At 51.0% G+C, this 24,487-nt stretch carries 25 protein-coding genes and 2 pseudogenes; 12 read left to right on the top strand and 15 right to left on the bottom strand.

Annotated features, from left to right (window positions below; all coding sequences use genetic code 11):
* Positions 1-68: 68 nt before the first annotated feature.
* The 4 genes from HMPREF2871_RS03665 (at position 69) to HMPREF2871_RS03650 (ending at position 2,894) form a co-directional block, all read left to right on the top strand.
* On the top strand, positions 69-680 hold the full coding sequence (locus HMPREF2871_RS03665) for a BON domain-containing protein (RefSeq protein ID WP_049330858.1): 612 nt from the start codon (positions 69-71) through the stop codon (positions 678-680).
* 67 nt (positions 681-747) lie between these two features.
* Entirely contained in the window at positions 748-1,353 is a 606-nt protein-coding gene (locus HMPREF2871_RS03660) for a hypothetical protein (protein ID WP_049343739.1), read from the top strand.
* A 63-nt stretch (positions 1,354-1,416) separates the two neighbouring features.
* Positions 1,417-2,196, top strand: a complete 780-nt coding sequence (gene map / locus HMPREF2871_RS03655; protein ID WP_004520245.1) for a type I methionyl aminopeptidase — start codon at positions 1,417-1,419, stop codon at positions 2,194-2,196.
* 404 nt (positions 2,197-2,600) lie between these two features.
* The gene (locus HMPREF2871_RS03650; RefSeq protein WP_003684039.1) at positions 2,601-2,894 is read left to right on the top strand and encodes a helix-turn-helix domain-containing protein; all 294 of its coding nucleotides are present in this window, start codon (positions 2,601-2,603) and stop codon (positions 2,892-2,894) included.
* 94 nt (positions 2,895-2,988) lie between these two features.
* Here HMPREF2871_RS03650 and HMPREF2871_RS03645 read toward each other — a convergent pair whose 3' ends face one another.
* From HMPREF2871_RS03645 to HMPREF2871_RS03635, 3 genes are read right to left on the bottom strand one after another with little or no spacing between them, the layout of a single operon-like run.
* The gene (locus HMPREF2871_RS03645; protein ID WP_049343737.1) at positions 2,989-3,939 is read right to left on the bottom strand and encodes a YheT family hydrolase; all 951 of its coding nucleotides are present in this window, start codon (positions 3,937-3,939) and stop codon (positions 2,989-2,991) included.
* Positions 3,940-3,951: 12 nt separating this feature from the next.
* Positions 3,952-4,578 (bottom strand): phosphatase PAP2 family protein, encoded by a 627-nt coding sequence (locus HMPREF2871_RS03640; RefSeq protein ID WP_049343735.1) that lies wholly within the window; start codon positions 4,576-4,578, stop codon positions 3,952-3,954.
* A complete protein-coding gene (locus HMPREF2871_RS03635) occupies positions 4,578-5,378 on the bottom strand; it encodes a competence/damage-inducible protein A (RefSeq protein WP_049343733.1) in 801 nt (266 codons plus the stop codon). Before HMPREF2871_RS03635 ends, HMPREF2871_RS03640 begins: the two co-directional genes overlap by 1 nt.
* 109 nt (positions 5,379-5,487) lie before the next feature.
* Here HMPREF2871_RS03635 and argG point away from each other — a divergent pair, with 109 nt between their 5' ends.
* From argG to HMPREF2871_RS03610, 5 genes and pseudogenes are all read left to right on the top strand, one after another.
* Entirely contained in the window at positions 5,488-6,831 is a 1,344-nt protein-coding gene (argG, locus tag HMPREF2871_RS03630; protein ID WP_036493659.1) for an argininosuccinate synthase, read from the top strand.
* A gap of 43 nt (positions 6,832-6,874) precedes the next feature.
* Positions 6,875-7,089 (top strand): annotated as a pseudogene (locus HMPREF2871_RS03625) (DUF4177 domain-containing protein).
* Complete coding sequence (locus HMPREF2871_RS03620) at positions 7,082-7,297, top strand: hypothetical protein (RefSeq protein ID WP_049343731.1); 216 nt, start codon at positions 7,082-7,084, stop codon at positions 7,295-7,297. Before HMPREF2871_RS03625 ends, HMPREF2871_RS03620 begins: the two are co-directional and overlap by 8 nt.
* A gap of 129 nt (positions 7,298-7,426) precedes the next feature.
* Positions 7,427-7,876, top strand: coding sequence for a DUF3290 family protein (locus tag HMPREF2871_RS03615; protein WP_049343729.1), 450 nt, complete (start codon positions 7,427-7,429; stop codon positions 7,874-7,876).
* Between the two features lie 14 nt (positions 7,877-7,890).
* The gene (locus HMPREF2871_RS03610) at positions 7,891-8,523 is read left to right on the top strand and encodes a DUF421 domain-containing protein (protein WP_049343728.1); all 633 of its coding nucleotides are present in this window, start codon (positions 7,891-7,893) and stop codon (positions 8,521-8,523) included.
* A 71-nt stretch (positions 8,524-8,594) separates the two neighbouring features.
* Here the strand turns inward: HMPREF2871_RS03610 and HMPREF2871_RS03605 are convergent, their stop codons facing one another.
* The 3 genes from HMPREF2871_RS03605 to HMPREF2871_RS03595 all read right to left on the bottom strand — a co-directional run bounded on the left by HMPREF2871_RS03605 (position 8,595) and on the right by HMPREF2871_RS03595 (position 11,427).
* On the bottom strand, positions 8,595-8,966 hold the full coding sequence (locus HMPREF2871_RS03605) for a DUF488 domain-containing protein (protein ID WP_049343727.1): 372 nt from the start codon (positions 8,964-8,966) through the stop codon (positions 8,595-8,597).
* Between the two features lie 64 nt (positions 8,967-9,030).
* Positions 9,031-9,813 (bottom strand): indole-3-glycerol phosphate synthase TrpC, encoded by a 783-nt coding sequence (trpC, locus tag HMPREF2871_RS03600; protein WP_070461250.1) that lies wholly within the window; start codon positions 9,811-9,813, stop codon positions 9,031-9,033.
* Positions 9,814-9,954: 141 nt separating this feature from the next.
* Positions 9,955-11,427, bottom strand: a complete 1,473-nt coding sequence (locus tag HMPREF2871_RS03595) for a malate:quinone oxidoreductase (RefSeq protein WP_049343725.1) — start codon at positions 11,425-11,427, stop codon at positions 9,955-9,957.
* Positions 11,428-11,861: 434 nt separating this feature from the next.
* On the opposite strand from HMPREF2871_RS03595, the gene HMPREF2871_RS03590 reads away from it, so the two are divergent.
* From HMPREF2871_RS03590 to HMPREF2871_RS03580, 3 genes are all read left to right on the top strand, one after another.
* Entirely contained in the window at positions 11,862-12,356 is a 495-nt protein-coding gene (locus HMPREF2871_RS03590) for a hypothetical protein (protein WP_049343723.1), read from the top strand.
* Between the two features lie 82 nt (positions 12,357-12,438).
* Positions 12,439-13,068, top strand: a complete 630-nt coding sequence (rsmG, locus tag HMPREF2871_RS03585; RefSeq protein WP_049343721.1) for a 16S rRNA (guanine(527)-N(7))-methyltransferase RsmG — start codon at positions 12,439-12,441, stop codon at positions 13,066-13,068.
* A 67-nt stretch (positions 13,069-13,135) separates the two neighbouring features.
* Positions 13,136-13,906, top strand: a complete 771-nt coding sequence (locus HMPREF2871_RS03580) for a ParA family protein (RefSeq protein ID WP_003681348.1) — start codon at positions 13,136-13,138, stop codon at positions 13,904-13,906.
* 116 nt (positions 13,907-14,022) lie between these two features.
* Here HMPREF2871_RS03580 and HMPREF2871_RS12065 read toward each other — a convergent pair whose 3' ends face one another.
* From HMPREF2871_RS12065 to HMPREF2871_RS03535, 9 genes and pseudogenes are all read right to left on the bottom strand, one after another.
* Positions 14,023-14,199, bottom strand: a complete 177-nt coding sequence (locus HMPREF2871_RS12065; protein WP_239665340.1) for an MGMT family protein — start codon at positions 14,197-14,199, stop codon at positions 14,023-14,025.
* 12 nt (positions 14,200-14,211) lie between these two features.
* Positions 14,212-15,243, bottom strand: coding sequence for a hypothetical protein (locus HMPREF2871_RS03570; RefSeq protein WP_049343719.1), 1,032 nt, complete (start codon positions 15,241-15,243; stop codon positions 14,212-14,214).
* Positions 15,243-16,520, bottom strand: a complete 1,278-nt coding sequence (locus tag HMPREF2871_RS03565; RefSeq protein WP_049343718.1) for a hypothetical protein — start codon at positions 16,518-16,520, stop codon at positions 15,243-15,245. The genes HMPREF2871_RS03570 and HMPREF2871_RS03565 overlap by 1 nt, the downstream gene beginning before the upstream one ends.
* A gap of 16 nt (positions 16,521-16,536) precedes the next feature.
* Entirely contained in the window at positions 16,537-19,485 is a 2,949-nt protein-coding gene (locus HMPREF2871_RS03560; RefSeq protein ID WP_065424124.1) for a DUF3418 domain-containing protein, read from the bottom strand.
* A 65-nt stretch (positions 19,486-19,550) separates the two neighbouring features.
* Positions 19,551-21,127, bottom strand: a pseudogene (gene lpt3 / locus HMPREF2871_RS03555) (lipooligosaccharide phosphoethanolamine transferase).
* A gap of 129 nt (positions 21,128-21,256) precedes the next feature.
* A complete protein-coding gene (gene hrpA / locus HMPREF2871_RS03550; protein ID WP_079453967.1) occupies positions 21,257-22,651 on the bottom strand; it encodes an ATP-dependent RNA helicase HrpA in 1,395 nt (464 codons plus the stop codon).
* A gap of 108 nt (positions 22,652-22,759) precedes the next feature.
* The gene (gene rsfS / locus HMPREF2871_RS03545) at positions 22,760-23,146 is read right to left on the bottom strand and encodes a ribosome silencing factor (RefSeq protein ID WP_002246503.1); all 387 of its coding nucleotides are present in this window, start codon (positions 23,144-23,146) and stop codon (positions 22,760-22,762) included.
* A 58-nt stretch (positions 23,147-23,204) separates the two neighbouring features.
* Positions 23,205-23,810: a nicotinate-nucleotide adenylyltransferase gene (gene nadD / locus HMPREF2871_RS03540; protein ID WP_049343716.1), complete on the bottom strand. Its 606-nt coding sequence runs from the start codon at positions 23,808-23,810 to the stop codon at positions 23,205-23,207.
* 18 nt (positions 23,811-23,828) lie between these two features.
* Positions 23,829-24,413, bottom strand: a complete 585-nt coding sequence (locus HMPREF2871_RS03535) for a beta-class carbonic anhydrase (protein ID WP_049336840.1) — start codon at positions 24,411-24,413, stop codon at positions 23,829-23,831.
* Positions 24,414-24,487 lie beyond the last annotated feature (74 nt).

Genomic DNA, 24,487 nt, shown 5'->3' with positions numbered 1-24,487 from the left:
TCTTTTCAGACGACCCATCCCTTAAAGGCCGTCTGAACACCCAACCGTCCATACCCAAGGAAAAGGATATGAAGAATATCAAACGCTACGCCCTCCCCGTTCTGACCGCGACCCTCTTGAGCCTGAGTCTGAGCGGCTGCGTCGGCGCACTGATCGGCGGTGCAGCCGTCGGCACCAAATCCGCCGTCGACCGCCGCACCACAGGCGCGCAAACCGACGACAACGTTATGGCCCTGCGCGTCGAAACCACCGCACGCTCCTACCTGCGCCAAAACAACCAAGTCGAAGGCTACAAGCCCAAACTGAACGTTGTCGGCTACAACCGCCACCTGCTCCTGCTCGGACAAGTGGCCACCGAAGGCGAAAAACAATTTGTTGAACGCATCGCCCGTTCCGAACAAGCCGCAGAAGGCGTGTACAACTACATTACCGTCGCCTCGCAAGCGCGTTCGCTCGGCGACGTGACCAACGACACTTGGGGCACATCCAAAGTCCGCGCCACCCTGTTGGGCCTCAGCCCGGCCACCCAAGCACGCGTCAAAATCGTAACTTACGGCAACGTGACCTATGTGATGGGCATCCTCACGCCTGACGAACAAGCCCGCGTGACCCAAAAAGTCAGCACGACCGTCGGCGTACAAAAAGTCGTGACCCTCTATCAAAACTACGTTGCCAACTGATTCACAGGCAACCCGGGGCCGTCTGAATATTCAGACGGCCATTCCTCCAACGATTACCCGCCCCATCATGTCCAAGAATAATAAAACCCCTTTCCAACTTAAGCCCAAACACCTAATCCGCGCTTTATTCCTTGTCAGCTTTATCGCCGTCGCAGCCCTTGTTGCCGGCGTATTCAGCACCCTAAACTCCGGTAAAACCGACGTACCCGAAAAAAGCCCTGCCGAACAAACCGACACACGCATTGAAGTTTGGCGCCCCAACGGCACTGTCGAACCTGAAACCGTTCAGCCTACCAAAGACGGCGACGCAAAAACCGCCTCCGGCAACCCGATTGTTCCCCAAACCGAAAAAAGCGATAACGCCGAAGAAGGTGCAAAAAACGACCGTCCTGCCGCACACCGCAGCAAACGCACAGAAAACAAACGCACTGAAACCGACAAATCAGAAAACACACAATCCGACAACAACAGCTCTGCCGCTCAAAACAAACCTAAAGCAGACAGCCAGCCGGTAGAAAACAAAGCCGCAAGCAACAAACCTACCGCACAAGCAGTAGAAAACAAACCGGAAAAAGCCAAAGCCCCCGAGTCCAAACCGACTCCGAAAGCCGAGCCTGAGGCCAAACCACAAGCCAAACCGCGCAATAAAGACAATCTCGACAACCTGTTTTAAACAGACGGCACACCCGTCCCGTTCAGACGGCCTCCATACTGTCTGAAACAAGAAGGAAACCTCATGGACAAAGTCATCATCAAAACCCCCGAAGAAATCGAAAAAATGCGCGAACTCGGCCGCTTAGTCGCCGAAGCCCTCGACTACATCGGCCAATTCGTCAAACCCGGCGTAACCACCAACGAAATCGACAAACTCGTTTACGACTACCACGTCAACGTTCAAGGCGGTTATCCGGCCCCCCTCAACTACGGCAACCCGCCCTACCCGAAATCCTGCTGCACCTCCGTCAACCACGTCATCTGCCACGGTATTCCCGATGACAAGCCGCTGAAAGAAGGCGACATCGTCAACATCGACCTGACCATTAAAAAAGACGGCTTCCACGGCGATTCCAGCCGTATGTTTACCGTCGGCAAAGTCTCCCCGATTGCCCAACGCCTGATCGACGTGACCCATGCCTCCATGATGGCGGGTATCGAAGCGGTCAAACCTGGCGCTACCCTCGGCGATGTCGGCTATGCCTGCCAACAGGTTGCCGAAAATGCCGGCTACTCCGTCGTACAGGAATTCTGCGGACACGGCATCGGCCGCGGTTTCCACGAAGCGCCGCAAGTAGTCCACTACGGTCGTAAAGGTGAGGGTCTCGTCCTCAAACCGGGCATGATTTTCACCATCGAGCCGATGATCAACCAAGGCAAACGCCATCTGCGCATCCTGAACGACGGTTGGACAGTGGTCACCAAAGACCGCTCACTCTCCGCCCAGTGGGAACACGAAGTTTTGGTTACCGAAACCGGCTACGAAATCCTTACCATCAGCCCTGCCAGCGGTAAGCCTTAACCTTGAAAAAACTTTCAGGCCGTCTGAAAACATAGATTAAGACGGTCTGAAATTTATTCGCATTCTCAACCTAGAAAACCGAATAAAAACTCGAAATTAAGTTTTTACCCAAATTGAATTGTTTAATTATGTAAAAATTTGCTTACGCCATATTTAAGATAAACGCATAATTTAATGATTTATATAATGAAAATTTACCGAAATAATGAATTAAGAAATATTTACACAAATTATGGCAGACAGCGGAAAACTTCTTTCGAATATACTGTCTAATTATCTAGATCAGTCATTTGCAATACGCCCACATATCACCCCAAAAGCCTACAGGAAAGGGATGCCGGCATTCTTGCAGACCCATTTTTATGCCTAGAGGCATGCAACAAATACCACAATAAGGAAGATTCATGAAATCGTTCGAAAAAATTGAAAACATCCGCGATATCCGTAAAAAACTCGGCCTAAACCAAATGGACTTCTGGAGCCGCATCGGTGTGACTCAATCCGGTGGTTCCCGTTACGAATCCGGCCGCAATATGCCTAAACCTGTACGCGAATTGCTGCGTTTGGTACACATCGAGCGCGTAGATTTGGCTAAAGTTAACCGTGACGACTTGGCCGTTGCGTCCCTGCTGAAAAACCGCGACCCTGAGTTGTACGCTTCTCTGAAAAAAGAAGCTAAAGCCGACAAAGGCAAATAATCAAGCCATTCAAAAGGCCGTCTGAAACTCTTTTCAGACAGCCTTTTTACTTTCTACACCCTAAGGGCATGTCTGCATACATGCCCTTTTTCATTTACGGCTGATACTGTTTGAAATAGTCCAACACAGTTTGCGGTAGCCATTGCAGATTCAGACGGCCTTGATCGCGGCTGACGAAGCCGACATGACCGCCGTATGCCGGCTGCAGCAGTATAACGGCCGAGGACACGTCCCGCCCGGTCGGCAGGGCTTCTGGCGGCAGGAAAGGGTCGTTGACGGCATTAAGCAACAGCAACGGCGTATCCACGCCTTTCAGGAACGGCTTGCAGGAATTGCGGCGGTAGTAATCGTGGCGGTCGGCAAAACCGTGTAGCGGCGCGGTAAAGCGGTCATCAAAATCGCCAAGCGTTTTGCAGTTTTGCTGGCTTAAGGCCGTCTGAAACCGGGGAATCGCCTGGGCTTTCGGCAACAGCGAATTTAAAAAATAGCGCGTGTAAATCAAGCGCGTCATACCCTGATCAAAACGCGTACCGGCCGCTACGGCATCAACCGGCGCGGAAACGACGGCAGAAGCACGCGGAACGGCATTGCTGCCCTGCTCGCCCAAATATTTGGCCAAGGCATTACCCCCCAAAGAAACGCCGACGGCGTAGATGGTTGAATAGCGTTGGGCCAGCGTGTTGAGCATAAAGGCGATTTCGGGCGTATCGCCGAGGTGGTAGAACACGGGCGCGGTGTTTTCTATGCCGCCGCAACTGCGGAAATGGGCAACCACGCCGTTCCAACCGCGCTGCTGTACGGCTTTCATCAATTCGACCGCGTAATGGCTCTCGCTGCTGCCTTCCAGTCCGTGGAACAAAACCACCAGCGGCGCATCAGGATCGGCGCTGTCGACAAAATCGTAGGCAACTTGGGTTTTGCCGGTACTGTCGGGCAGAAGCTCGCGGCGGTAGTCGGGCGCCTTGCCTTGCAGCAGCTTGGCAAACAGGGTCTCGGCATGGCCGTTTCTGAGCCAATAAGGCGTGTTGGGTGAACGTGTATTCATGATTTATTTCTTCTATTTTTCAGACGGCCTGAAGATGAGCATATACACCAGCAAGGCAGTCAGCGTGCCGTTTGTCCAACCTGCCCAAACGTCGGTGGGATAATGCACGCCCAAATAAATGCGTGAAAACCCGGTCAACAGGGCAAAGGAAATACCGCCTATCCAAGCGGCGCGGCGGTAGCGCGTGCGGCGGCAAAGCAATATCAGCATGACGGCAATGGCGGCGGAAAACGTACTGTGGCCGCTGGGGAAGGAAAAATTGCTCTCTTCAATCAGGCGCGGCCAAAGCAGCGGACGTTCGCGGGCAAACCATACCTTCACAATCAGCATATTCAAAGTCGGCACCAATGCCGCCAACACGCAAAACAGTGCTTCGCGCTTCTTATCGGCAAAATACAGGGCGGCGGCAACCGCGCCGATCAGCGGCACGGCAATCGGGGTTTTGCCCAGATAATGCAACACGGTAGCAATCGGGTCAAACCATGTGCCCGCATGGGCATGGACGGCGTGCATCAGCGGCGGCTCAAAAGCAAAGCCGCCATATTGCGCCAGCCAAATGCCGATGATGAGGGTAGGCGGTAAAAACAGCAAAGAGGCAAAAGTCAGTGCGCGTCTGGATTGGGCTGGGGATAAGTGCATTATTCCACCGTTTCTTTCAAAGTCGCACCAATCGCCTGCAAACCCTGCAACGCATCTTCCCACGCCGCATCCAGCAAGCGGCAGGCCTCGCCTTCCGCCTTGATGCCGAACTCGATATGTGGCGGAGTATAACGGCCGTCTGAATCGGTACGGCCCACTGTGGGCAGGCTGTACGAACGGACACCGGCGTAGGTACGTTCAAGATGTTCCATAATCGGCGTAATGCGCGACTCGGGTTGGTCGAACACATACACGCTGCGGCTGCCGCATTCGGTTTGGTTGAAGCGGTCGGCGTAATAAGTTTCCAATACCCATTCGGCCATCGGGTGCGCCATCACGGGGAAACCGGGGAAGAAATAATGCTCGCGGATGGAAAATCCGGCGATGTTGTTAAACGGATTGGGTACCAATTCCGCGCCTTCGGGAAAATCCGCCATTTTCAGACGCTGGGCGTGTTCCGGCGAATCGAGCGGCTCGCCGCGTTTCAAGGTTACGCCTTCGATAAACTTTGCAGCTTCAGGATGGCGGACGACGGGCAAATCCAAAGCAGCCGCGGCGGCTTGGCGGGTGTGGTCGTCAGGCGTAGAGCCGATACCGCCGGTAACAAAAGTCGGCAGGCCGTCTGAAAAACTGCGGCGCAGTTGTTTGACCAGCAATTCGGGTTCATCGGGCAGATATTGCACCTGATTGAGCTTCAGCCCGCGCGATTCCAATAAGGATTTGAAAAAGGCGAAATGCTTGTCTTGGCGGCTGCCGTGTAAGATTTCATCGCCGATGATAATGAGGTTAAAAGCGTTCATGATGAGGTTTCTTTAATACGGCCCTCCGAACATTCAGACGGCCTATTGCTGACAATGTATTCCATTTATAAGATAATGGTTTCAACTTTTCAAGTCTGGAGAAATTCCCATGAGCCAAAACCATACCATTTTACAAAATCTCCCCGTCGGCCAAAAAGTCGGCATCGCCTTCTCCGGCGGCCTCGATACCTCTGCCGCGCTGCTGTGGATGAAACTCAAAGGCGCGTTGCCTTATGCCTACACTGCCAACCTCGGCCAACCTGACGAAGACGATTACAACGCCATTCCTAAAAAAGCGATGGAGTACGGCGCAGAAAACGCCCGTCTGATCGACTGCCGCGCACAACTGGCACACGAAGGCATCGCTGCCATCCAATGCGGCGCGTTCCACGTTTCCACCGGCGGCATCGCCTATTTCAACACCACGCCTCTGGGCCGCGCCGTTACCGGCACCATGCTCGTTTCCGCCATGAAAGAAGACGATGTGAATATCTGGGGCGACGGCAGCACCTACAAAGGCAACGACATCGAGCGTTTCTACCGTTACGGCCTCTTGACCAATCCCGCGCTGAAAATCTACAAACCTTGGCTCGACCAACAATTTATCGACGAACTCGGCGGCCGCCACGAAATGAGCGAATTTCTGATTGCCAACGGCTTCAACTACAAAATGTCGGTTGAAAAAGCCTACTCTACCGACTCCAACATGCTGGGTGCCACCCACGAAGCCAAAGACTTGGAATTTCTCAACAGCGGCATCAAAATCGTTAAGCCCATCATGGGAGTTGCCTTCTGGGACGAAAATGTCGAAGTCAAACCCGAAGAAGTCAGCGTGCGCTTTGAAGAAGGCGTGCCTGTTGCATTGAACGGCAAAGAATACGCCGACCCCGTCGAACTCTTCCTCGAAGCCAACCGCATCGGCGGACGCCACGGCTTGGGCATGAGCGACCAAATCGAAAACCGCATCATCGAAGCCAAATCGCGCGGCATCTACGAAGCCCCGGGCATGGCATTGTTCCACATCGCCTACGAACGCTTGGTGACCGGCATCCACAACGAGGACACCATCGAACAATACCGCATCAACGGCCTGCGCCTCGGCCGCCTGCTCTACCAAGGCCGCTGGTTCGACAGCCAAGCCCTCATGTTGCGCGAAACCGCCCAACGCTGGGTTGCCAAAGCCATTACCGGCGAAGTCACCCTCGAACTGCGCCGCGGCAACGACTACTCGATTCTGAACACCGAATCGCCCAACCTGACCTACCAACCCGAACGCCTGAGCATGGAAAAAGTCGAAGACGCCGCGTTCACCCCGCTCGACCGCATCGGCCAGCTCACCATGCGCAACCTCGACATCACCGACACCCGCGCCAAACTGGGTATTTACTCGCAAAGCGGTTTGTTGTCCTTGGGCGAAGGTTCCGTATTGCCGCAGTTGAACAATAAAGAGTAGAATCATAGGGGGCCTTAAGGCCCCCTTATTTTAAAGGAATAAAATGAAAGAATATAAAGCCGTCATTTATCAAGAGAACCTGCTTTCCAGCTTGATTTTCGGCAGCGCCAAAATCAATCCGGTCAAATTCAGCGATTTCCTCAATAGCATGCTTCGCAAGGCTGGAAGGTCGTTACCATGGAAAAAGACCAGCGCCGCATGCTGCTGTTTTTCGTGCGTGAAGCCTACGTCGTCATTTTGGAAAAAGAACGTGTTTAAACTCGGCGTCTATGCCTGTCTCGGATTGTTCGTCAGCTGGGTGTTGCTCTTGATTTTGCAACTTTGGTTTTCCTTCGTCGATGCCGATATGTTTCTCAAAATCACCCTGACCATGGCAGGTCTTTTCATTATCATTCTGGCCAGCTTACTGGTCATCAGCCAGTATTTTTCCGAAAAGAAAATGAAGGATGACGGATTTATCAACTGATACTACTTCGGGAAGCGCCATGTATGCTTTATCCGAAACCTTGACGCAAAATCCTTGTTTAATAGACAAGGCCGTCTGAAATTTATGTTTCAGACGGCCTTATTACCCTCCTCAAAGCTACTGAATACCATGAAATTCTTTTCCCACTTTTATCTTGAAAACCATATGTATTTCAACGACTACTTGAAATACGTCCTGATTTTCGCCGCCCTTGTCGTCCTCCTGCTCGCCGTATCGCAATACCTGCGCCACCGCATGGACACCAAATACCGCGACCTGAGCATTATTGCACTGTTGCTGCTCATCCTCATCTGCGGCACGCAATATCTTTCGTACAGCGAGCGTCAGAACTTTGCCGCCGACACTTCGCGCATGGTGGGTTTTCTCAATGCTTTGATTGAAAACCAAAAAGTTGAAAAACAAGACATCATCGTCAACAGCACGCGCCTGTTCAACGGCATGATTATCGGCATTAAAAACCAATACTACGAAGTCCATTTCAATCAAGACTTCTCCGCCTACACGCTGACGCCCATCAATTTGGTCAACAACAATATCGAACTCATCGATAAAGAATAACAGGATACACACACATGGAAGCATACTCCCTGCTCGCCCTCAAACTGCTGATGGGTTTTTTAGGTTTGATTTTGCAAATCAACCTCTTAGGCAAAGGCAACCTCGCGCCGACCTCCGCCATGGATCAAGTACAAAACTTTGTACTCGGCGGCATCATCGGCGGCCTGATTTACAGCGACAGCGTCGGCCTGTTGCAATTTTTCCTCGTACTGATTTTGTGGACGTTGTTGGTCTTGAGTCTGAAATTCATCAAAAACCACAACCACTGGGTCAAATCCGTGATTGACGGTAAATCCGTTTGGATCATCGTCAACGGCGAAGTCCAAGCAGAAGAATGTATGAAAAACGGCATCAGCGCGCACGACCTCATGTTCAAACTCCGCGCCGCCGGCATCTACGAAATCTCTGCCGTCAAACGCGCCGTGATGGAACAAAACGGCCAGCTCGCCGTCATTAAGTACGGCGACGAAAGCCTGCGCTATCCGCTGATTACAGACGGCCAAGTCGACCCCGACATCCTCGAAATCATTAAGCGTGACGAAGAGTGGCTGCAACAAGAACTCGACCGCCTCCACCTTGAAGCCTCGCAAGTCTATATCGGCGAATACATAGACGGAAAATTGGTGGCACACCGTTATCCTTCTTGATTTGAAAATAGCAGGCCGTCTGAAACCTTGTTTTCAGACGGCCTTTTTGTATCCGGTGCAAATACTGTTTTTTAATCGCGATATTCAAACGTTGCACCCAAAAATTGAGCCAGTGCGGAGACGTGGGAATGTCGGGGGTCTTTGACGGCGGTCAGCAACAAGATATTGCCATGCTGTTTTTCCAAATCCAGCAGCCGCTTGATGGCGGCCTGCTCGGCATCGCCTTGCAGCTCTTCGTGATAACGGCTGACAAAACCGTCAAAATTTTGAGCCGGATTTTCATGATACCAGCGGCGCAGGTTTGCGCTGGGTGTAATGTCTTTCAGCCAAAGCGTAGTGGCGAAAACTTCTTTATGGACGCCGCGCGGATAGAGGCGGTCAATAAAGACGGCGGTTTGTTTAGAATCGGGTTGATAGGCGTAAATGCGCTGTACGGTAAACATTTTTTCTCGTCTCCAATGGATTCAGGCCGTCTGAAAATTCAGACGGCCTGATGTTTTTTAGGGTTTAGAACAGTTTTTTAACTTCGGCTTCGATGTCGTCGGCACGCATAAAGGTTTCGCCGATCAGGAAAGTATGCACGCCGTGGCCGCGCATGAAATCGACGTCTTCTTTGTTGCGGATGCCACTTTCGGTGACAACGGTTTTGCCGTTTAATTCGGGCAAGAGGTCAAGGGTTTGTTGCAGGGTCACTTCAAACGTACGCAGGTTGCGGTTGTTGACGCCCCACAACGGCGTGGTCATGTTGCGGCATTTTTCCAGCTCGGACGCATCGTGCAATTCCAACAATACGGTCATGCCCAATTCGTGGGCAACGGCTTCAAAACGCTCAAGCTGCCCGGCTTCCAATGCGGCGGCAATCAGGAGAATTGCATCCGCACCCCACGCGCGCGCCTGATAGATTTGGTATTCGTCGATGATGAAATCTTTACGCAAGACCGGCAGCGCCACAGCCGCACGCGCCTGTTTCAAATATTCGGGCGAGCCTTGGAAGTAAGGTTCGTCCGTCAACACGGACAAGCAGGCCGCGCCGGCTTTTTCATAGGCGGCGGCAATTTCGGCAGGATGAAAATCAGGGCGGATCAGGCCTTTGCTCGGGCTGGCTTTTTTGACTTCGGCAATAATGGCGGGCAGGTTTTGCGCGTGTTTTGCACGGATCGAGCCGATAAAGCTGCGAACCGGCGCGGCTGCCTGCGCTTGGGCTTTGATGTCTTCCAAGGAAACGGCGGCTTTTTGGGCGGCCACTTCTTCTGCTTTGGTGGCAAGGATTTTGTTGAGAATATCGGTCATGGCGTTTTTCTACTGGGCTGATTTTCGGGTTTGAATCGTGCAACATGCCGTTGCCGATTAGGTTTCAGACGGCCTGAATGCCGTTATTTTAATGGTTTGAAAAAAGGCGGGCAAGAATGCCCGCCTTTGTGCTTGCTTCAATTAGTGGTGGATGCCCAAAACGGACGCGTTGTGGCTGATGATTTCGTCCGCCAAAGTCGGATTGTCGTTCAGCTTGATACCGTAGCCGGGCACCAATTCTTTCAGACGGCCTGACCATGATTCGGCATGATCTGGGAAGCATTGGTTGATCAGCTTAATCATCAAAGGTACGGCGGTTGATGCACCTGGGGACGCGCCCAACAATGCGGCCAGCGAGCCGTCGGCATGGGCGACGATTTCGGTACCGAATTGGAGTACGCCGCCTTTTTTCGGGTCTTTTTTGATGATTTGTACGCGTTGACCGGCGGTAATCAGTTCCCAATCGTCAGGATTGGCTTCCGGATAATACTCTAAGAGCGAAGTGAAGCGTTCTTCTTTGGTTTTACGCAATTCGCCCAAGAGGTATTTGGTCAGCGGCATATTAGCCCAACCGGCGCGGAGCATGGGGTAGAGGTTGTCCATGTGGATGGACATCGGCAAATCCATGAGCGAGCCTTGTTTGAGGAAGTTGGGACGGAAGCCTGCATACGGGCCGAACATCAAATGGCGTTGGCCGTCCACGTTGCGGGTATCCAAATGCGGAACGGACATAGGGGGCGCGCCGACGGAGGCTTGGCCGTACACTTTGGCGTTGTGTTGCGCGGCCGTTTCGGGATTGCTGTTGCGGAAGAAGAGGCCGGAAACCGGAAAGCCGCCGTAGCCTTTGCCTTCGGGGATACCGGATTTTTGCAGCAGGGTCAGTGCGCCGCCGCCTGCGCCGAGGAAGACGAAACGGGTGCGGAGTGTCAACGGGTCGTCATCGTCTTTGGTGCTGCTGGTTTTCAGCACCCATGCGCCGTCCGATTCGCGGTTGAGGTCATCGACATGGCGGTTAAATTTGATTTTTACGCCTTTGTCGCTCAAGTATTTGACCATCTGGCGGGTCAGGCTGCCGAAATCGACGTCTGTGCCTTCGGCGGAGTAGTTGGCGGCGATAGATTGGTTTTCATCGCGGCCGTTGATGACCAGCGGCGCCCATTCGGCGATTTTGGCGCGGTCGGTAGAAAACTCCATTTTTTCGAAGAGTTTTTGGTTTTTGAACACGTCGAAACGTTTTTGCAGATAATCGCAATGATCGGCGTTCATCACCAGCGACATGTGGGGGACGGAATTGATGAAAGAGCGGTCGGCCAGTTTGCCTTCTTCAACCAAAGATGCCCAAAACTGGCGGCTGATATGGAATTGTTCGGCAATATTGAGGGCGCGGGTCGGATCGATCGTGCCGTCGGCAGTCAGGGGCGCATAGTTCAATTCACACAGCGCAGAGTGTCCCGTACCGGCATTGTTCCATGCATTTGATGATTCCAACGCTACATCTTCCAAGCGTTCGATCAGGGTGATTTCCCAAGATGGTTCGAGTTCTTTGAGCAATACGCCCAAAGTGGCGCTCATAATGCCGCCGCCTACTAATACGACATCGGTTGCTTCAGCCATGGTTTTACTCCTACTAAAGTCAGGCATGGTTTGCCTTGTGGTTATCTATCATTATAAACAACTGATTTCATAGGAATTATTTTGTATTTTTGTTGTGTGTGAAACTTTTGTTGCCTGCTGAGTTTCCGAGCGTAAATGGCGGAAGGCAGTTTCGGTTTGGGTTCCAGATTTCAGGTCTTTATAATATGTTATTGAGAATTTAGTAGATTTTACGGAGAAATGCAAAGATTTTCTGTTCGGTTCATATAAAAATAAGAGATTAGGCCGTCTGAAAACGTTTTTTTAACCTTTATCCGCCAACGTTTGCCAAGAAAAAAGAATTTTTCATTTCTTTTTTAATTGACCGTTTTTGTCAGCAATTTCAGCGCTAACAAACGTGAATCAACCGCCAATCTGCTATCATTTCGACTTATCCCACAACAAGGCAAACCGCCATGTATCTGACACAAGAAAAGCCCTACCGCCCCCTATTGGTCGCACTGATATTCCTCACCCTGCCGCTGGCGATGATATTGCACAATATCGTGCAAATCGCCTTTTCAGACGGCCAAGGGCTGCTAGTCACGGTCAAAGACGGCGCGTGGGCATGGCAAAGCGGCTGGCAGGATTCCGTTACATGGTTTGTCTGCGGCATGTTTGCCTTCCTCAACCTGCCGATTGCCGGTGGACTGACCAAGCTGGCGTATAAAAAAATGATGCGCAGGCATTCGCGTTATGCCATCTTCCTTGCCGGTGTCGCAGCGTGTACCTCGGCGGCGGCAGGTTTGATTTTTGAAGCTATCTTAGGCAATGCCGCATTGGCCGGTATGCGCGGACAAGGCGTGTTCTACTACACCCTCTCCGTATGGACCATCGCCATGCTGACCCTGCCCAAACAGCTCACGCGCGCACCGGAACAGCCCATCGTCTTTCACAAGATGAAACGTTGATTCAACAAGCACAAACATTTTCAGACGGCATGCTTTCCGTTACCATTACATCCAACGCGTTTTAACCAATAAGGAATAACAAATGAATCAGGCGCAACAGCTCCGCGACGGCATACAGGCACTGGGTTTGGACATCGACGAAGCCAAACAAGCCAAACTGCTAGACTATGCCGCCCTGCTGCAAAAGTGGAACAAAACCTACAACCTGACCGCCCTGCGCGATCCTGCCCAAACCGTCAGCCATCATCTGCTCGACAGCCTGACCCTCCTGCCCTATATCGAACACGCGCAAACCATGCTCGACGTCGGCTCCGGCGGCGGACAGCCCGGCATACCCACCGCCATCTGCCGTCCCGACCTCGACATCACCCTCCTCGATGCCAACACCAAAAAAACCGCCTTTCTGCAACAAGCCGTCATCGAACTCGGCCTAAAAAACGCCCGCGTCATCAGCGGCCGCGTAGAAGCCGCCGCCGACTGCCGCGCCGACGTCATCACCAGCCGCGCCTTTGCCGAACTCGCCGACTTCGTCAACTGGACCGGGCACCTCCTCAAAGACGGCGGCTATTGGGCGGCCATGAAAGGCGTATATCCACAAGAAGAAATCGACAAACTGCCCGAAAGCGTCGCCGTCGAAAAAGTCGAAGCATTGTACGTCCCCCAACTCAATGCCGAACGCCATATCGTCATCATCCGCAAAAAGGCCGTCTGAAAACAACCCAAGCATACCGAATAACGGTACAATCCAGCCATCCACACTTAACACGACAGCAAAGCACATGAGCGCACAAATCCTCGCCGTCGCCAACCAAAAAGGCGGAGTCGGCAAAACCACCACCACCGTCAACTTAGCCGCCTCCCTAGCCTCCAAAGGCCGCCGCGTCCTCGTCGTCGACCTCGACCCCCAAGGCAACGCCACCACAGGCAGCGGCATCAACAAAGCCACCATCGAAAACGGCGTTTACCAAGTTGTCCTCGGCGAAACCGACATCCCCAACGCCGTCGTCCGCAGCAAAGAAGGCGGCTACGACGTATTGGGCGCCAACCGCACACTGGCCGGCGCAGAAGTCGAACTCGTCCAAGAAATCGCACGCGAAATCCGCCTCAAAAACGCCCTGCAGCTCGTTGCCGACAACTACGACTATGTCCTCATCGACTGCCCCCCTTCCCTAACCCTGCTCACCCTCAACGGCCTGGTCGCCGCCAACGGCGTCATCGTCCCCATGCTTTGCGAATACTACGCCCTCGAAGGCATTTCCGACTTAGTGGCCACCGTCCGCAAAATCCGCCAAGCCATCAACCCCGACCTCGACGTAACCGGCATCGTCCGCACCATGTACGACAGCCGCAGCCGCCTCGTCGTCGAAGTCAGCGAACAGCTCAAACAACACTTCGGCAACCTACTCTTCGACACCGTCATCCCCCGCAACATCCGCCTCGCCGAAGCCCCCAGCCACGGCCTCCCCGCCCTCGCCTACGACGCCCACGCCAAAGGCACACAGGCTTATCTCGACTTGGCCGATGAACTGATTGCACGGTTGGAAAAATAAACAGAAATATGAATATAAAAAGGCCGTCTGAAAGGTGGATAGTACTTTCAGACGGCCTTTGGTTTGATTGGAAAGAACATTTTAAAAAGACCGCGTGCGTGCGTACCGCACACACCCTACAGACGGGTTTTGTGGGATTGCAAGTAGGGTGTGTGCCCAAAGGCACGCACGCGGTTGCAGGCTACGGCTTGCTGCGCCGCCCAACCCGGCACCAAACGCCCTGACGCATTGACCACGCGGTGGCAGGGGTAATCGCCGTAGTCCGCCGCATGGTGCAGTACGCTGCCGACCAAGCGGGCGTTTTTTTATAATGATGTATTTTCAAATTTAGTGCGGGAAATCCCCCAAAAATCTAGCAATAGAAATAACATACTTTTTACATCTATATTTGATGAATGATGAACAAATATCTTACTCATGGCTAATTGCTCAAAAGTTCTTGCTAAATGAAATAAATTTTTACTAACATCTATTCTAGAAAAATAATCAGATAATATTCCAAACTTGTCATCATTGAAACCTGTTTCAAGATGCTCTCTAATTTGATTAGCAATCCCTGCTCCATTTGGAATGCTATCCACCAATTTAATAGACGTTTGAATTATCTTATTTATTCCAGCACTTCCATATGATCCATATCTAAACCCCTCATCTAAATATTTCAATTTTTCAGATCTTTCAGAAAAGGAAACATCTAACATTTTATAATCTATGCCAATTGAGATAAATGAACAAATTAAATATAAACATCTAAGAGAAATCTCTGCATATTGAATATTTGTAATCGATTGTTCCGCAAAAAATCTAGCGGTTTCTAACCAATGATTAATATGATCAAAACTCATACCAAGAGGTATTAATTTTTTTGCAGTACGAATTTTTCCCTTCCAATCCCCATCTAACCTTTGTAATGAATAACTATTGATTAAATTATAAAATTCTTCATCTGTTAATCTATTATTCTTATATTCTGATTCGTATTTATCAATCCTTCTTAAAAAATCTTTATTCAGCACGACAACATTTTGCTCTTTCCCATACTTAACAATCGAAAGACGATTTTCTGTTGTTGCAACAATAGCTTTATCAACACCTAATGCCTGTTGTAAACCTTTTGTCCAAAAAATTCTCTCCAATGCTTGTGGTGTTTTCTTATTTTTTATATCTACAATAATTTTTTCTCTAGAGAAAGCAGAAGTTCGCCCGTATAAAAACAGATCAATATCTGTAATATCAAATCCATCATATTGATATGGAACACCTCTAACAACAAAATATCCTGACTTTAAGAAATAATATCTTAGCAATTCTTCTGCTTTCATGCCCTTAGTAGCCATTACAAGTTTCCTGTTCTCAAACTTAGCAAAATATCGTTAGTAGCTTTGGGAGTATTCTCAATTTGTTTCTTTCTCATTAATACACGATTTGTTTCAGGTGCATCAAATCGTTTAATAGTATTTTGAGTAATAGCCTCGTCTTTTTGAGATAATTTTAGAGAATATTCATTAGCAGACCCCGTAGTCAGAACTTCTAACGCCAGCTCCCCTACCTCCCTTTTTAACAGTCGCATTTTATAAACTTCTTGATTATAATTATTCTTTGTAGGTATTACTTTAATAACTCCTTTAAATTCTAATAATCTATAGTCATTGCCTATCGCCTTAACTGGACCAACTTCTTTCCCTTCAATTAACTTTCTTAATAACGCATCCACTTGAGTAATTTTTCCTCTAGAATAATTACTTTCTCTCATTCCATAAGTCAATGCACTAATAAATGTCTTTGCTAAATCAAATACATCATCAATCATAGGACTAACAAATTTATTAAACGCTGATGGTTTTGTTACAAAGCCAATACGTCCTTTTTCATTTGAAATAAAACTAACATCAATCAAGCCTACAGAAACAATTTTCTCGCATAAATAATCTCCTAAAATTTGCTTCATATCATTAAAAGATATACAGCCAAATTGATCTAATTTCTCATTTAGTTCTTTGAATTTTGTTGCTTCTTCTGAGGTTAAACTTTGTAGTACGGCGGATATTTTTGAAATCTCATTTCTTCTGAATAAATTACCGTTAAAAAATAATGTGTTATCGCCAATTATTTCGGTATCAACAAAACCTATTTGCTTGGAATCAATTAATAAACATTCAACATCATTGGTACTAATCTTATATTCATCAGATAATTTTTCAAAAACATCATTTTCTGTCTTTGGTGAGATAGAAGCTTCCTCTGCAAGTTCCAGGGCAGCTATTTGAATGCTAGAAGGTTGGTTATTATGAAAAATTTCTGAAGTGTGCTGTAAGATACTATGGCTTGATAAGCCTAGAATTCTAAGTTCAGTATTACTGCTATCAATAAGCTGTTGCTTTTTTAAAATCTCAATAATTGGTTCAAACTCTAATTTAGAAATCGAAGCAAGATTAGCTAAAAGTCTTGCGTTTTTAATAGAAATAGTTTGCTCCTCTGTCGCTGAAATAGCAGATAATAACATCCCAGCCTTTCCAGCAGTTTTTATATCTTCATATTCTGGTAGTTCGTTGGAAATTGCATTTAGCTTATGTGTATGATGAATTAGCCATGCACCAGTTTGTTTTTCATCCATATTTTTAATTACTCCTTTAATATTTTTCAAAATATTTTGATAAACGTTTAGTTGATACCGGATACGGTGTTTTCAACTCCTGAGCGAACAATGATACGCGCAGTTCTTCAATCTGCCAACGAAACGCAGCAAGGTCGTCTGAAACGGTTAATCTTTGTTTTACCAGCGCATTCACTTTCTCTGCCCACATATTTTCCAGCTCTTGAATATCGGCTTCGCGGGCTGCGTCGCGGGCGGGGTTGCCGCTGTATTTTTCGAGGCGCAGGGTCATGGCTTTGAGATAGATGGGGAGGCGCGGCCATTGTGCCCACGGGGTGCGGGTGGCGAAGCCGGCGGCGAGCAGGGTTTGCAGGTGTTGTTGCAGGAGGTGGGTGAGCGGGTGTTTGCCGAGTTTGCTGTTGAGTTCGGCGTAGGCGGCGGCGGTTTCCTGCAAGTAGCGGCTGAGGGCTTCTTTGACGGCGGGCAGGCGGCTGCGGGCGCGTTTGATTTGTTCTTTGAAAGCTTTTTCGTTGCGCGGCAGCTCGTCTTCGCCGATAAAGGCGCGGTCACAGACGGCTTGGATGAGGTCGTCGCGCAGGGTGTCGGCGTTGATGTGTTTGAGCAGCATGGCGGCTTGGGTGAAGCCTTGGATGCCTTTATTCAGGTCTTTAACTTGTTCTTTTAGTTGTAGTTTCATGAGTTCGATCACGCCTAATCGGTGGGCTTGTTCGGCAGCGGCAGACGTGTCGAACAGGCGCAGGGCGATGCGGCCGTCTTTTTCTTTTTGCAGGCCGAGGTAGCCGGTAAGCTGTTGTTTGCCACGGGCGAATTTGATGGATTCGGGCAGGGTGCCGATGTCCCATGTGGTAACGTTGTCGCGCTCGAATTCTTGGGTGTTGTCGCGAAAGGTAACGGCGGCGGCTTGGCCGAGCTGTTGTTGCAATTCGTGCAGTTTGCGGCCGCCGGCAAGCTCTTGTCCGCCATCGTCGATAATGCGCAGATTCAGATAGCAGTGTTCGGGCAATTCTTGCGCCGCCCATGCGTCTTGGTCGATTTGCTCGAAAATCCGCATATCGCCGGCGCTTTTGGCGATAAAGTGCGCCAACTGGGGAATGATGGCCGCTTGGCGGTCGGGATTGCTTTCGAGGAATTTGGTGATGAAATCGGGTACGGGCACGCAAATGCGGCGGATTTGCTTCGGCAGGGCTTTAATCAGCAGCTGGATTTTTTCGCGCAACATACCGGGCACCAGCCATTCGAGCGACGGCGCGTGCAGGCGGTTGAGGACGGTCAGCGGCACAGTCATGGTCACGCCGTCGAGCGGATGGTGCGGCTCGAAGCGGTAGGAAAGTTTGAACTTGCCGTCTGCGGTTTGCCAGAATTTGGGGAACTGCTCTTCGGTAATGTGCGCGGCGGCGTGTTGCATCAGATCGTCGCGGCTGAGGAACAGCAGGCGCGGATTGTCGCGCTCGGCGGTTTTGAGCCAGGCTTCAAAGGTACGGATATCGGCAAGAGGCAAAGGTTTCAGACGGCCTTTTTGAGATGCTGGCTGCTTTTTAGGTTTAGGGTCGTCTGAAACATTTTGTCGGGTATGTGAACTCGGTTCACGCTCGCGGTTGTTCTCATCTTTGGAATCTGCGTGCGCGGCTTGCGCCACGCGTCCTGCGTTGCGCCGGTTTGCTTGTCCGTTTTGATCGGCTGTCTTGTCCGACTGGGTTTGTCCGCCCTCTTCGCTTCCCCAAATGCCGCCTTTCGCGTCTTTCCACACCAACTCGGGCAGGCGTTCGTTATAAAACGCAAACAGGGCTTCGTCATCGACCAATACGTCTTGCTTGCGCGATTTGTGTTCGAGTTCGGTAATTTCTTTAATCAGCTTTTTATTGTGGGCAAAAAAGGCCGTCTGAAGATTGCTTTCCTGCGCCACCAATGCGCCGCGGATAAAGATTTCGCGCGCTTCTTCGGGCGCAACTTTGCCGTAAGACACGAGGCGGCGCGGCAATGCGGTCAGGCCGTAAAGCGTAACGCGTTCGCTGGCGACGACTTCGCCGCGTTTTTGCTCCCAGTGCGGCTCGAAATAATGGTAGCGGACGAGGTGCGGCGCTTCCTGCTCTATCCATTCGGGCTGGATAACGGCGACGTCACGCGCGTAAAGGCGCGTGGTTTCAACCAATTCTGCCGCCATCACCCATTTGGGCTTGGCTTTGAACAGGGCTGATGCCGGGAAAAGGTGGAAGCGGCTGCCGCGCGCGCCGGTGTAGTCGTTGCCATCGGGCGATTTCATGCCGACGTTGGCGATAAGGCCGGTCAGCAGGGCGCGGTGGATTTGTTCGTAGCCGGCTTCTTTGGCGGCACGGATTTGGGCGCGGTGTTGTTTCTTGTCCAGTTGTTTTTGTTTGAGCTTTGCCGCCAAATCTTGGTCGCCTTGGCTTTCAGACGGCCTTAATTGCTCTTGGGAAGGAGGTTGTCGAAACGCGGCTTCTTTGGTGGTCAAACCCATTTCAATCGCGGTTTGGGCAAGCTGGTGGTGTAGCTCGCGCCATTCGCGCATACGCAGGTGCGACAGGAAATATTGACGACACCACTGCACCAGCTGCTTGTTGGACAAACCTTTGTCGCGCTCGCGCTGGAAGCTGTCCCAAATATTCAGATAGGCAAGAAAGTCGGATTGCTTGTCGGTAAAGCGTTCATGCGCCTTAGCCGCGGCATCGCGCGCCTCCAGCGGCCGCTCGCGCGGGTCTTGAATCGACAGCGCGGACGCAATCACCAGTATTTCCGCCATGCAGTCGTGTTTCTTCGCCGCCAACAAAATGCGCGCGATTTTCGGGTCGATGGGCAGGCGTGCCATTTGTTCGCCGAGCTTGGTCAGGCGGTAGCGCGTGTTGGCACCGATATGGCCCGAACTGTTTTGCAGGCCGTCTGAAACATTGGCTGGGTTGGATCGGGCATCCATGCCTGATCCGCGTACTTGGTTTTTCATATTTTGCATAGTCTTGTCGGTCGGGCATCTTCCCCGACATCATCTAAATTTGTCTTTATTGGTTTTCACGCCGCTTATTGCGGATAAACATACTCCGCCTTGCCGTCGCGAATGTTCAAGCTGCCTGCATCGCCTGTAATCAGGTTGCCCGTTACCGAGCCTTCACTACAACCTGAAACCGGCATATCGTAGCCCAGCGTGTGAATCAGGAACGTTGAAAGCTGCTGATGGAAGGCAATCTCGCAAGGTGCAAAAGCCTGGTTGGCAGCCTGTTGCACGGCCTTATCCGGGCTGTACAACACCAGCGGCACGAGATAGCTGTCGGGCTGCACCGTGCCTTGATTGTAGGTATCTTGGCGCACATACTGACCATGATCGGAGGTATAGCAAACAGCCAGTTGCCGTCAGGCTGCTTTTGCAGCTGCTCGAATACGGTTTGAATCATTTGGTCGGTTTTGTGGATGGTGTTGTCGTACTTATCCACAATATTGGCCTCGCCGAATACTTTATCTTGAGGCTGCAACAATGCGCCGTATGGGACGTGCGAACCGCGTTGGTGCAACACAATAAAATGCTTGCCCTGCTGCAAATTGATTTTGTCAAACAACGGCAGCAGCTTCTCATCAGGCATATTGTCGCCGTTGCCATAGCCAAGCTGCGTCGGCTGAATCAGATGGTCTATCCATTTCTTACCGATTAAGTTCAAAATCGCCATCTCGTTTTCAGCCTGCGCACTGTAAAAATACGTTTCATAGCCCTGCTCTTTGGCGAGGCGGAACATATTGGTATCGCCGCTGCTGATTTGCTCATAGCCGTTGGCATGCGGTATCGCATTAAAAAAGCTGGGCAGGGACACAGCCGTCATCAAAGCGGCAGAATAGCTTTGTTTCACAATCGGCTTAAAGTCGGCTTGCGAAAGCTGGGTCAAAAACGGCGAAGTCTCACGCCCGTAGCCAAACAGTTTCAAATGCGCCGCGCTTTCGCTTTCGCCCATAATCAGGACGATATTTTGAACACTGCCCTGCCCGATTTTGCTTGGCGCAGACTGTTTGAACACAGGAATCTTGCTTAAATCAAACAACTGATACGGCAACACGCGTCCGATAAAATAGCCAAAGCTGAAATAATTGGCTTTGATGCGGCTGTATGTTGGTTTGGGCGAAATACCGTGTTCCTGCGTCGTACTGAATGAACGTCCAAAAATCAGCAACATCGCCGCAATAAACAAAATATCGGCAGCAAAATGCGTCTTACGGCGGAACTTGGCAAGGCTGCAAAACAGCACGACTTCCAACACGCCCCACAACACAGGCAGCCACAACTTATCCAACATCGACGCGCCCGCGCTGCCAACTTCGGTAACCTCTTTCAGCATCAGCCAATAATTAATGCCCGTTATCCAACTTTGATAAACCGCGTAATGCACATTGTTGGCAATGATGCTGAGCGCAAAAAACAACGCAATCAGCAACCGTGAAGCCTTATAACGCGCAAACAGATACAGCGCAGCAATCACAAATGTCAGCGCAAACGTTTCTGCAATTTTTGCCGCCGGCAGAGTTTCAATTCCGAATACAAAGCGATAGGCAATTTCGCTGGCAGTAAGTAAAGACGAATACAGAACAAGCGTGAGGAAAGATTTTTTCATCATTAATATTTCACAATAAAAAATTTACCGATTGAGTTTTAAAACCCAATATTCCCTTTTCAATAGTTTTTAGTTTCTCAATGATTTAGGCCGTCTGAAAATGAAACATAATCTACCATTTTCTTTTACTTTTCAGATGGCCTCCACCGCACCCAACTCCAGTAATACCTGAAAACCGTCATTGATATACCGCGAATCGGGCATTTCTAAAAATGGGAATGCCGCTACATCGCCCAAGTTCAGCGATGCCATGCGTAGGATGACGGCGGCTAGGTTGCTGCGGACGATTTCGGGGGCGGTAAATTCGGGGCGGCTGTTGAAATCTTCTTCTGAAAACAGTCGGATACACACGCCTGCGGAGACGCGTCCGCAGCGACCGGAGCGTTGGCAGGCGGCAGCTTGGGAGATTTTTTCGACATGAAGCTGCTCCACTTTCGCCCGTGCGGAATAGCGTTTGACGCGCGCGAGGCCGGTGTCGATGACGTATTTAATGCCCGGTACGGTGAGCGAGGTTTCGGCGACGTTGGTTGCCAGCACGATGCGGCGTTTTGCGCCTGATGGGTGGAAGATTTTGTGCTGCTCGGCGTGCGACAGGCGTGCGAATAGGGGCAGGATTTCGTCGTTGCGGCGCAGCGTGGATTTGCGCAGGGCTTCGGCGGCTTCGCGGATTTCGCGCTCGCCCGGCAGGAACACCAAAATATCGCCTTCGCCATAGCGTACCAATTCGTCGGCTGCATCGACAATTGCGTCGGTCAGCTCGACTTCTGCGTCGTCTTCGTCTTTGCTGGTCAGCGGTCGGTAGAGGATTTCGACGGGATACGTCCGTCCGCTCACTTCTAAAACAGGGGCACCGTTGAAGTGTTGGGAGAAGCGTTCTGCATCTATCGTTGCCGAGGTGATGATGACTTTCAAATCAGGGCGGCGCGGCAGCAGCTGTTTCAAATAGCCCAAGAGGAAGTCGATGTTCAGGCTGCGTTCGTGCGCTTCGTCGATGATAATCGTGTCGTATGCGGCGAGATAATGGTCGGTCTGGGTTTCTGCCAGCAGGATGCCGTCGGTCATCAACTTGACGCAGGCATCGCGCGAGGTGTGGTCGGTAAAGCGCACCTTATAGCCCACCGCGCTGCCGATTTCCGATTTCAGCTCTTCGGCAATCCGCTCTGCCACCGAGCGCGCGGCCAAACGGCGCGGCTGGGTATGCCCGATCAGCCCCGCCGCCCCGCGCCCGAGTTCCAAACAAATCTTGGGCAGCTGCGTGGTTTTGCCCGAACCGGTTTCGCCACAAATAATCGTTACCTGATTCTCGGCAATGGCTTTTTTGATTTCGTCAAGTTTTTCGTGAACGGGCAGCGTGTTGTCGAATTCGGGCTTGGGCAGTTTGGACAGGCGTTGCAGATAGAGGTCGTGCGATTTTTTGTATTTTTCTTCAACCTTGGCCAAGCCGCCGTATTTTTTTGGGTTTTTAAAGGCGGATTGCAGGAAATGGCGGTCTTTGGAGAGGGTTTGGGCGAAATCGGGATGCGGCATGATGGTGCAATGAATTAAATAATGTGAAAAGAATGGAATTATAGCAAAAGGCCGTCTGAAACTTGCTTGCTTTCAAGTTTCAGACGGCCTTTGTATGGATAAACCGTTTTAGTCGGCAGCGTGCCAAGGTTTTTGCATACCGGCGTGGAAACTCGGTTTTTCTCCGCCCCACAAGGTGTCGATGTCGTAGAAGTCGCGCACGGCAGGGAGCATGACGTGGACAACGAGGTCGCCTGCGTCGACGAGCGTCCATTCGCCGCTGTCGCCTTCGGTGCTGAGGATTTCGAAACCAGCTTCTTTCAAATCGACGGCAACGTTGTTGGCCAGTGCTTTAACTTGGCGTGTGCTGTCGCCGCTGGCAATAATCATGCGGGCGAACAGGGAGGTTTTGTCTTGGGTTTCCAAAACGGAGATGTCTTTGGCTTTGATGTCTTCGAGGGCGTTTACGGCCACTTCGACCATTTTTTGCAGGTCTTGCAATTCTTGTTCGTTCATTATTTTCCTAGTTGAAATGTTTTCAGACGGCATTATAGCTTATCTGCCTGAATAAACGCTATTTTTCATAGAGTTTGTGTTGGCGGATGTATTGGGCGACGGGTTGCGGCAGGCCGTCTGAATGGTGCGTTTTGGCAAGATTGGCACGGATTTGGGTGGAGCTGGTGTTGTGCAGTGGCGCGTTGAGGATACGGACGCTGCCGTTTTGCAGGGCTTCGCCGAGCCATGCGTGCAATTCGCGCGGGGTTTTGTTGAGGTTGTCGCCTTGTCGCATGGCGATGGCGATATGGGTCTGGCGCACGAGGGTTTGCCATTTTTTCCATGTGTGCAGCTGCATCAGGCTGTCGCTGCCCATCAGCCACCACAGTTGCGCGCTGGGAAACTGCTGGCGGAAGATTTGGACGGTGTCAAACGTATAAGTTGCGCCGTCGCGGACGATATCACAGTCGCTGGCGGCGAATTTCGGCTCGTCGGCGATGGCGAGTTCAACCATATTGAGGCGCTCTTGTGCCGGCGTGCGCGTGCTGTCTTTGTGGTACGGGTCGCCTGCCGGCAGGAAGACGACGAGATCCAAACCGATTTCGTCGGCGAAGGCGCGGGCGATGTGGAGGTGGCCGTTGTGAATGGGGTCAAACGTGCCGCCGAATAATCCGATGTTTTTCATTTCGTGGTGATGTCTGCGTTAGATGTTTTGGCCGTCTGAAGCAGGCAGACTGCCGTCAACAATCAGGTTGAGCTTGCCTGTGGTCGGGTGAATGACTAGGCCATGGATGGCGATGTTGTCGGGCATCAGCGGATGTTTGCGAATCAGCTCGACGGTATGGCGCACGCTGTCTTCGACATCGTCAAAACCGGTCAGCCAGCCGTCCAAATCGATACCGGCATTGCGCAGGGTTTCGATGCGGTCGTCGGGGATATTGCTGTCGTGTACGCGTTGGAGGAACTCTTCGGCGTGCAATCCGCGCATACCGCAATCGTGGTGGGCAATGACCATGATTTCTTTGACTTTAAGTTCAAATACGGCCACCAACAAACTGCGCATCACCGAACCCCAAGGGTGGGTCACCAGCGCGCCGGCGTTTTTGATGAGCTTGGCATCGCCGTTTTTCAAACCCAACGCGTTGGGCAGCAATTCGATAATGCGCGCGTCCATACAGGAGAGGATGGCCAGCTCGCGGCCGGGGTATTTGTTGGTAAAGTATTTTTCGTATTCGCCCGTTTCGACGAAATGTTGGTTATAGGCGAGGATTTCGCTCAATTCGCTCATGATGTGCTCGTTTCGGATGGTTTACTCTATTATAGCGGTTTTCGGGTAGTGCGGTTGTTTTGCAAATTCGCCAT

Source organism: Neisseria sp. HMSC067G12, assembly GCF_001812725.1.
In the GTDB taxonomy this organism is placed as follows: Bacteria; Pseudomonadota; Gammaproteobacteria; order Burkholderiales; family Neisseriaceae; genus Neisseria; species Neisseria perflava.
Note: the sequence above shows the minus strand (reverse complement) of the source record. Positions and strands in the feature narration are given on the sequence as shown.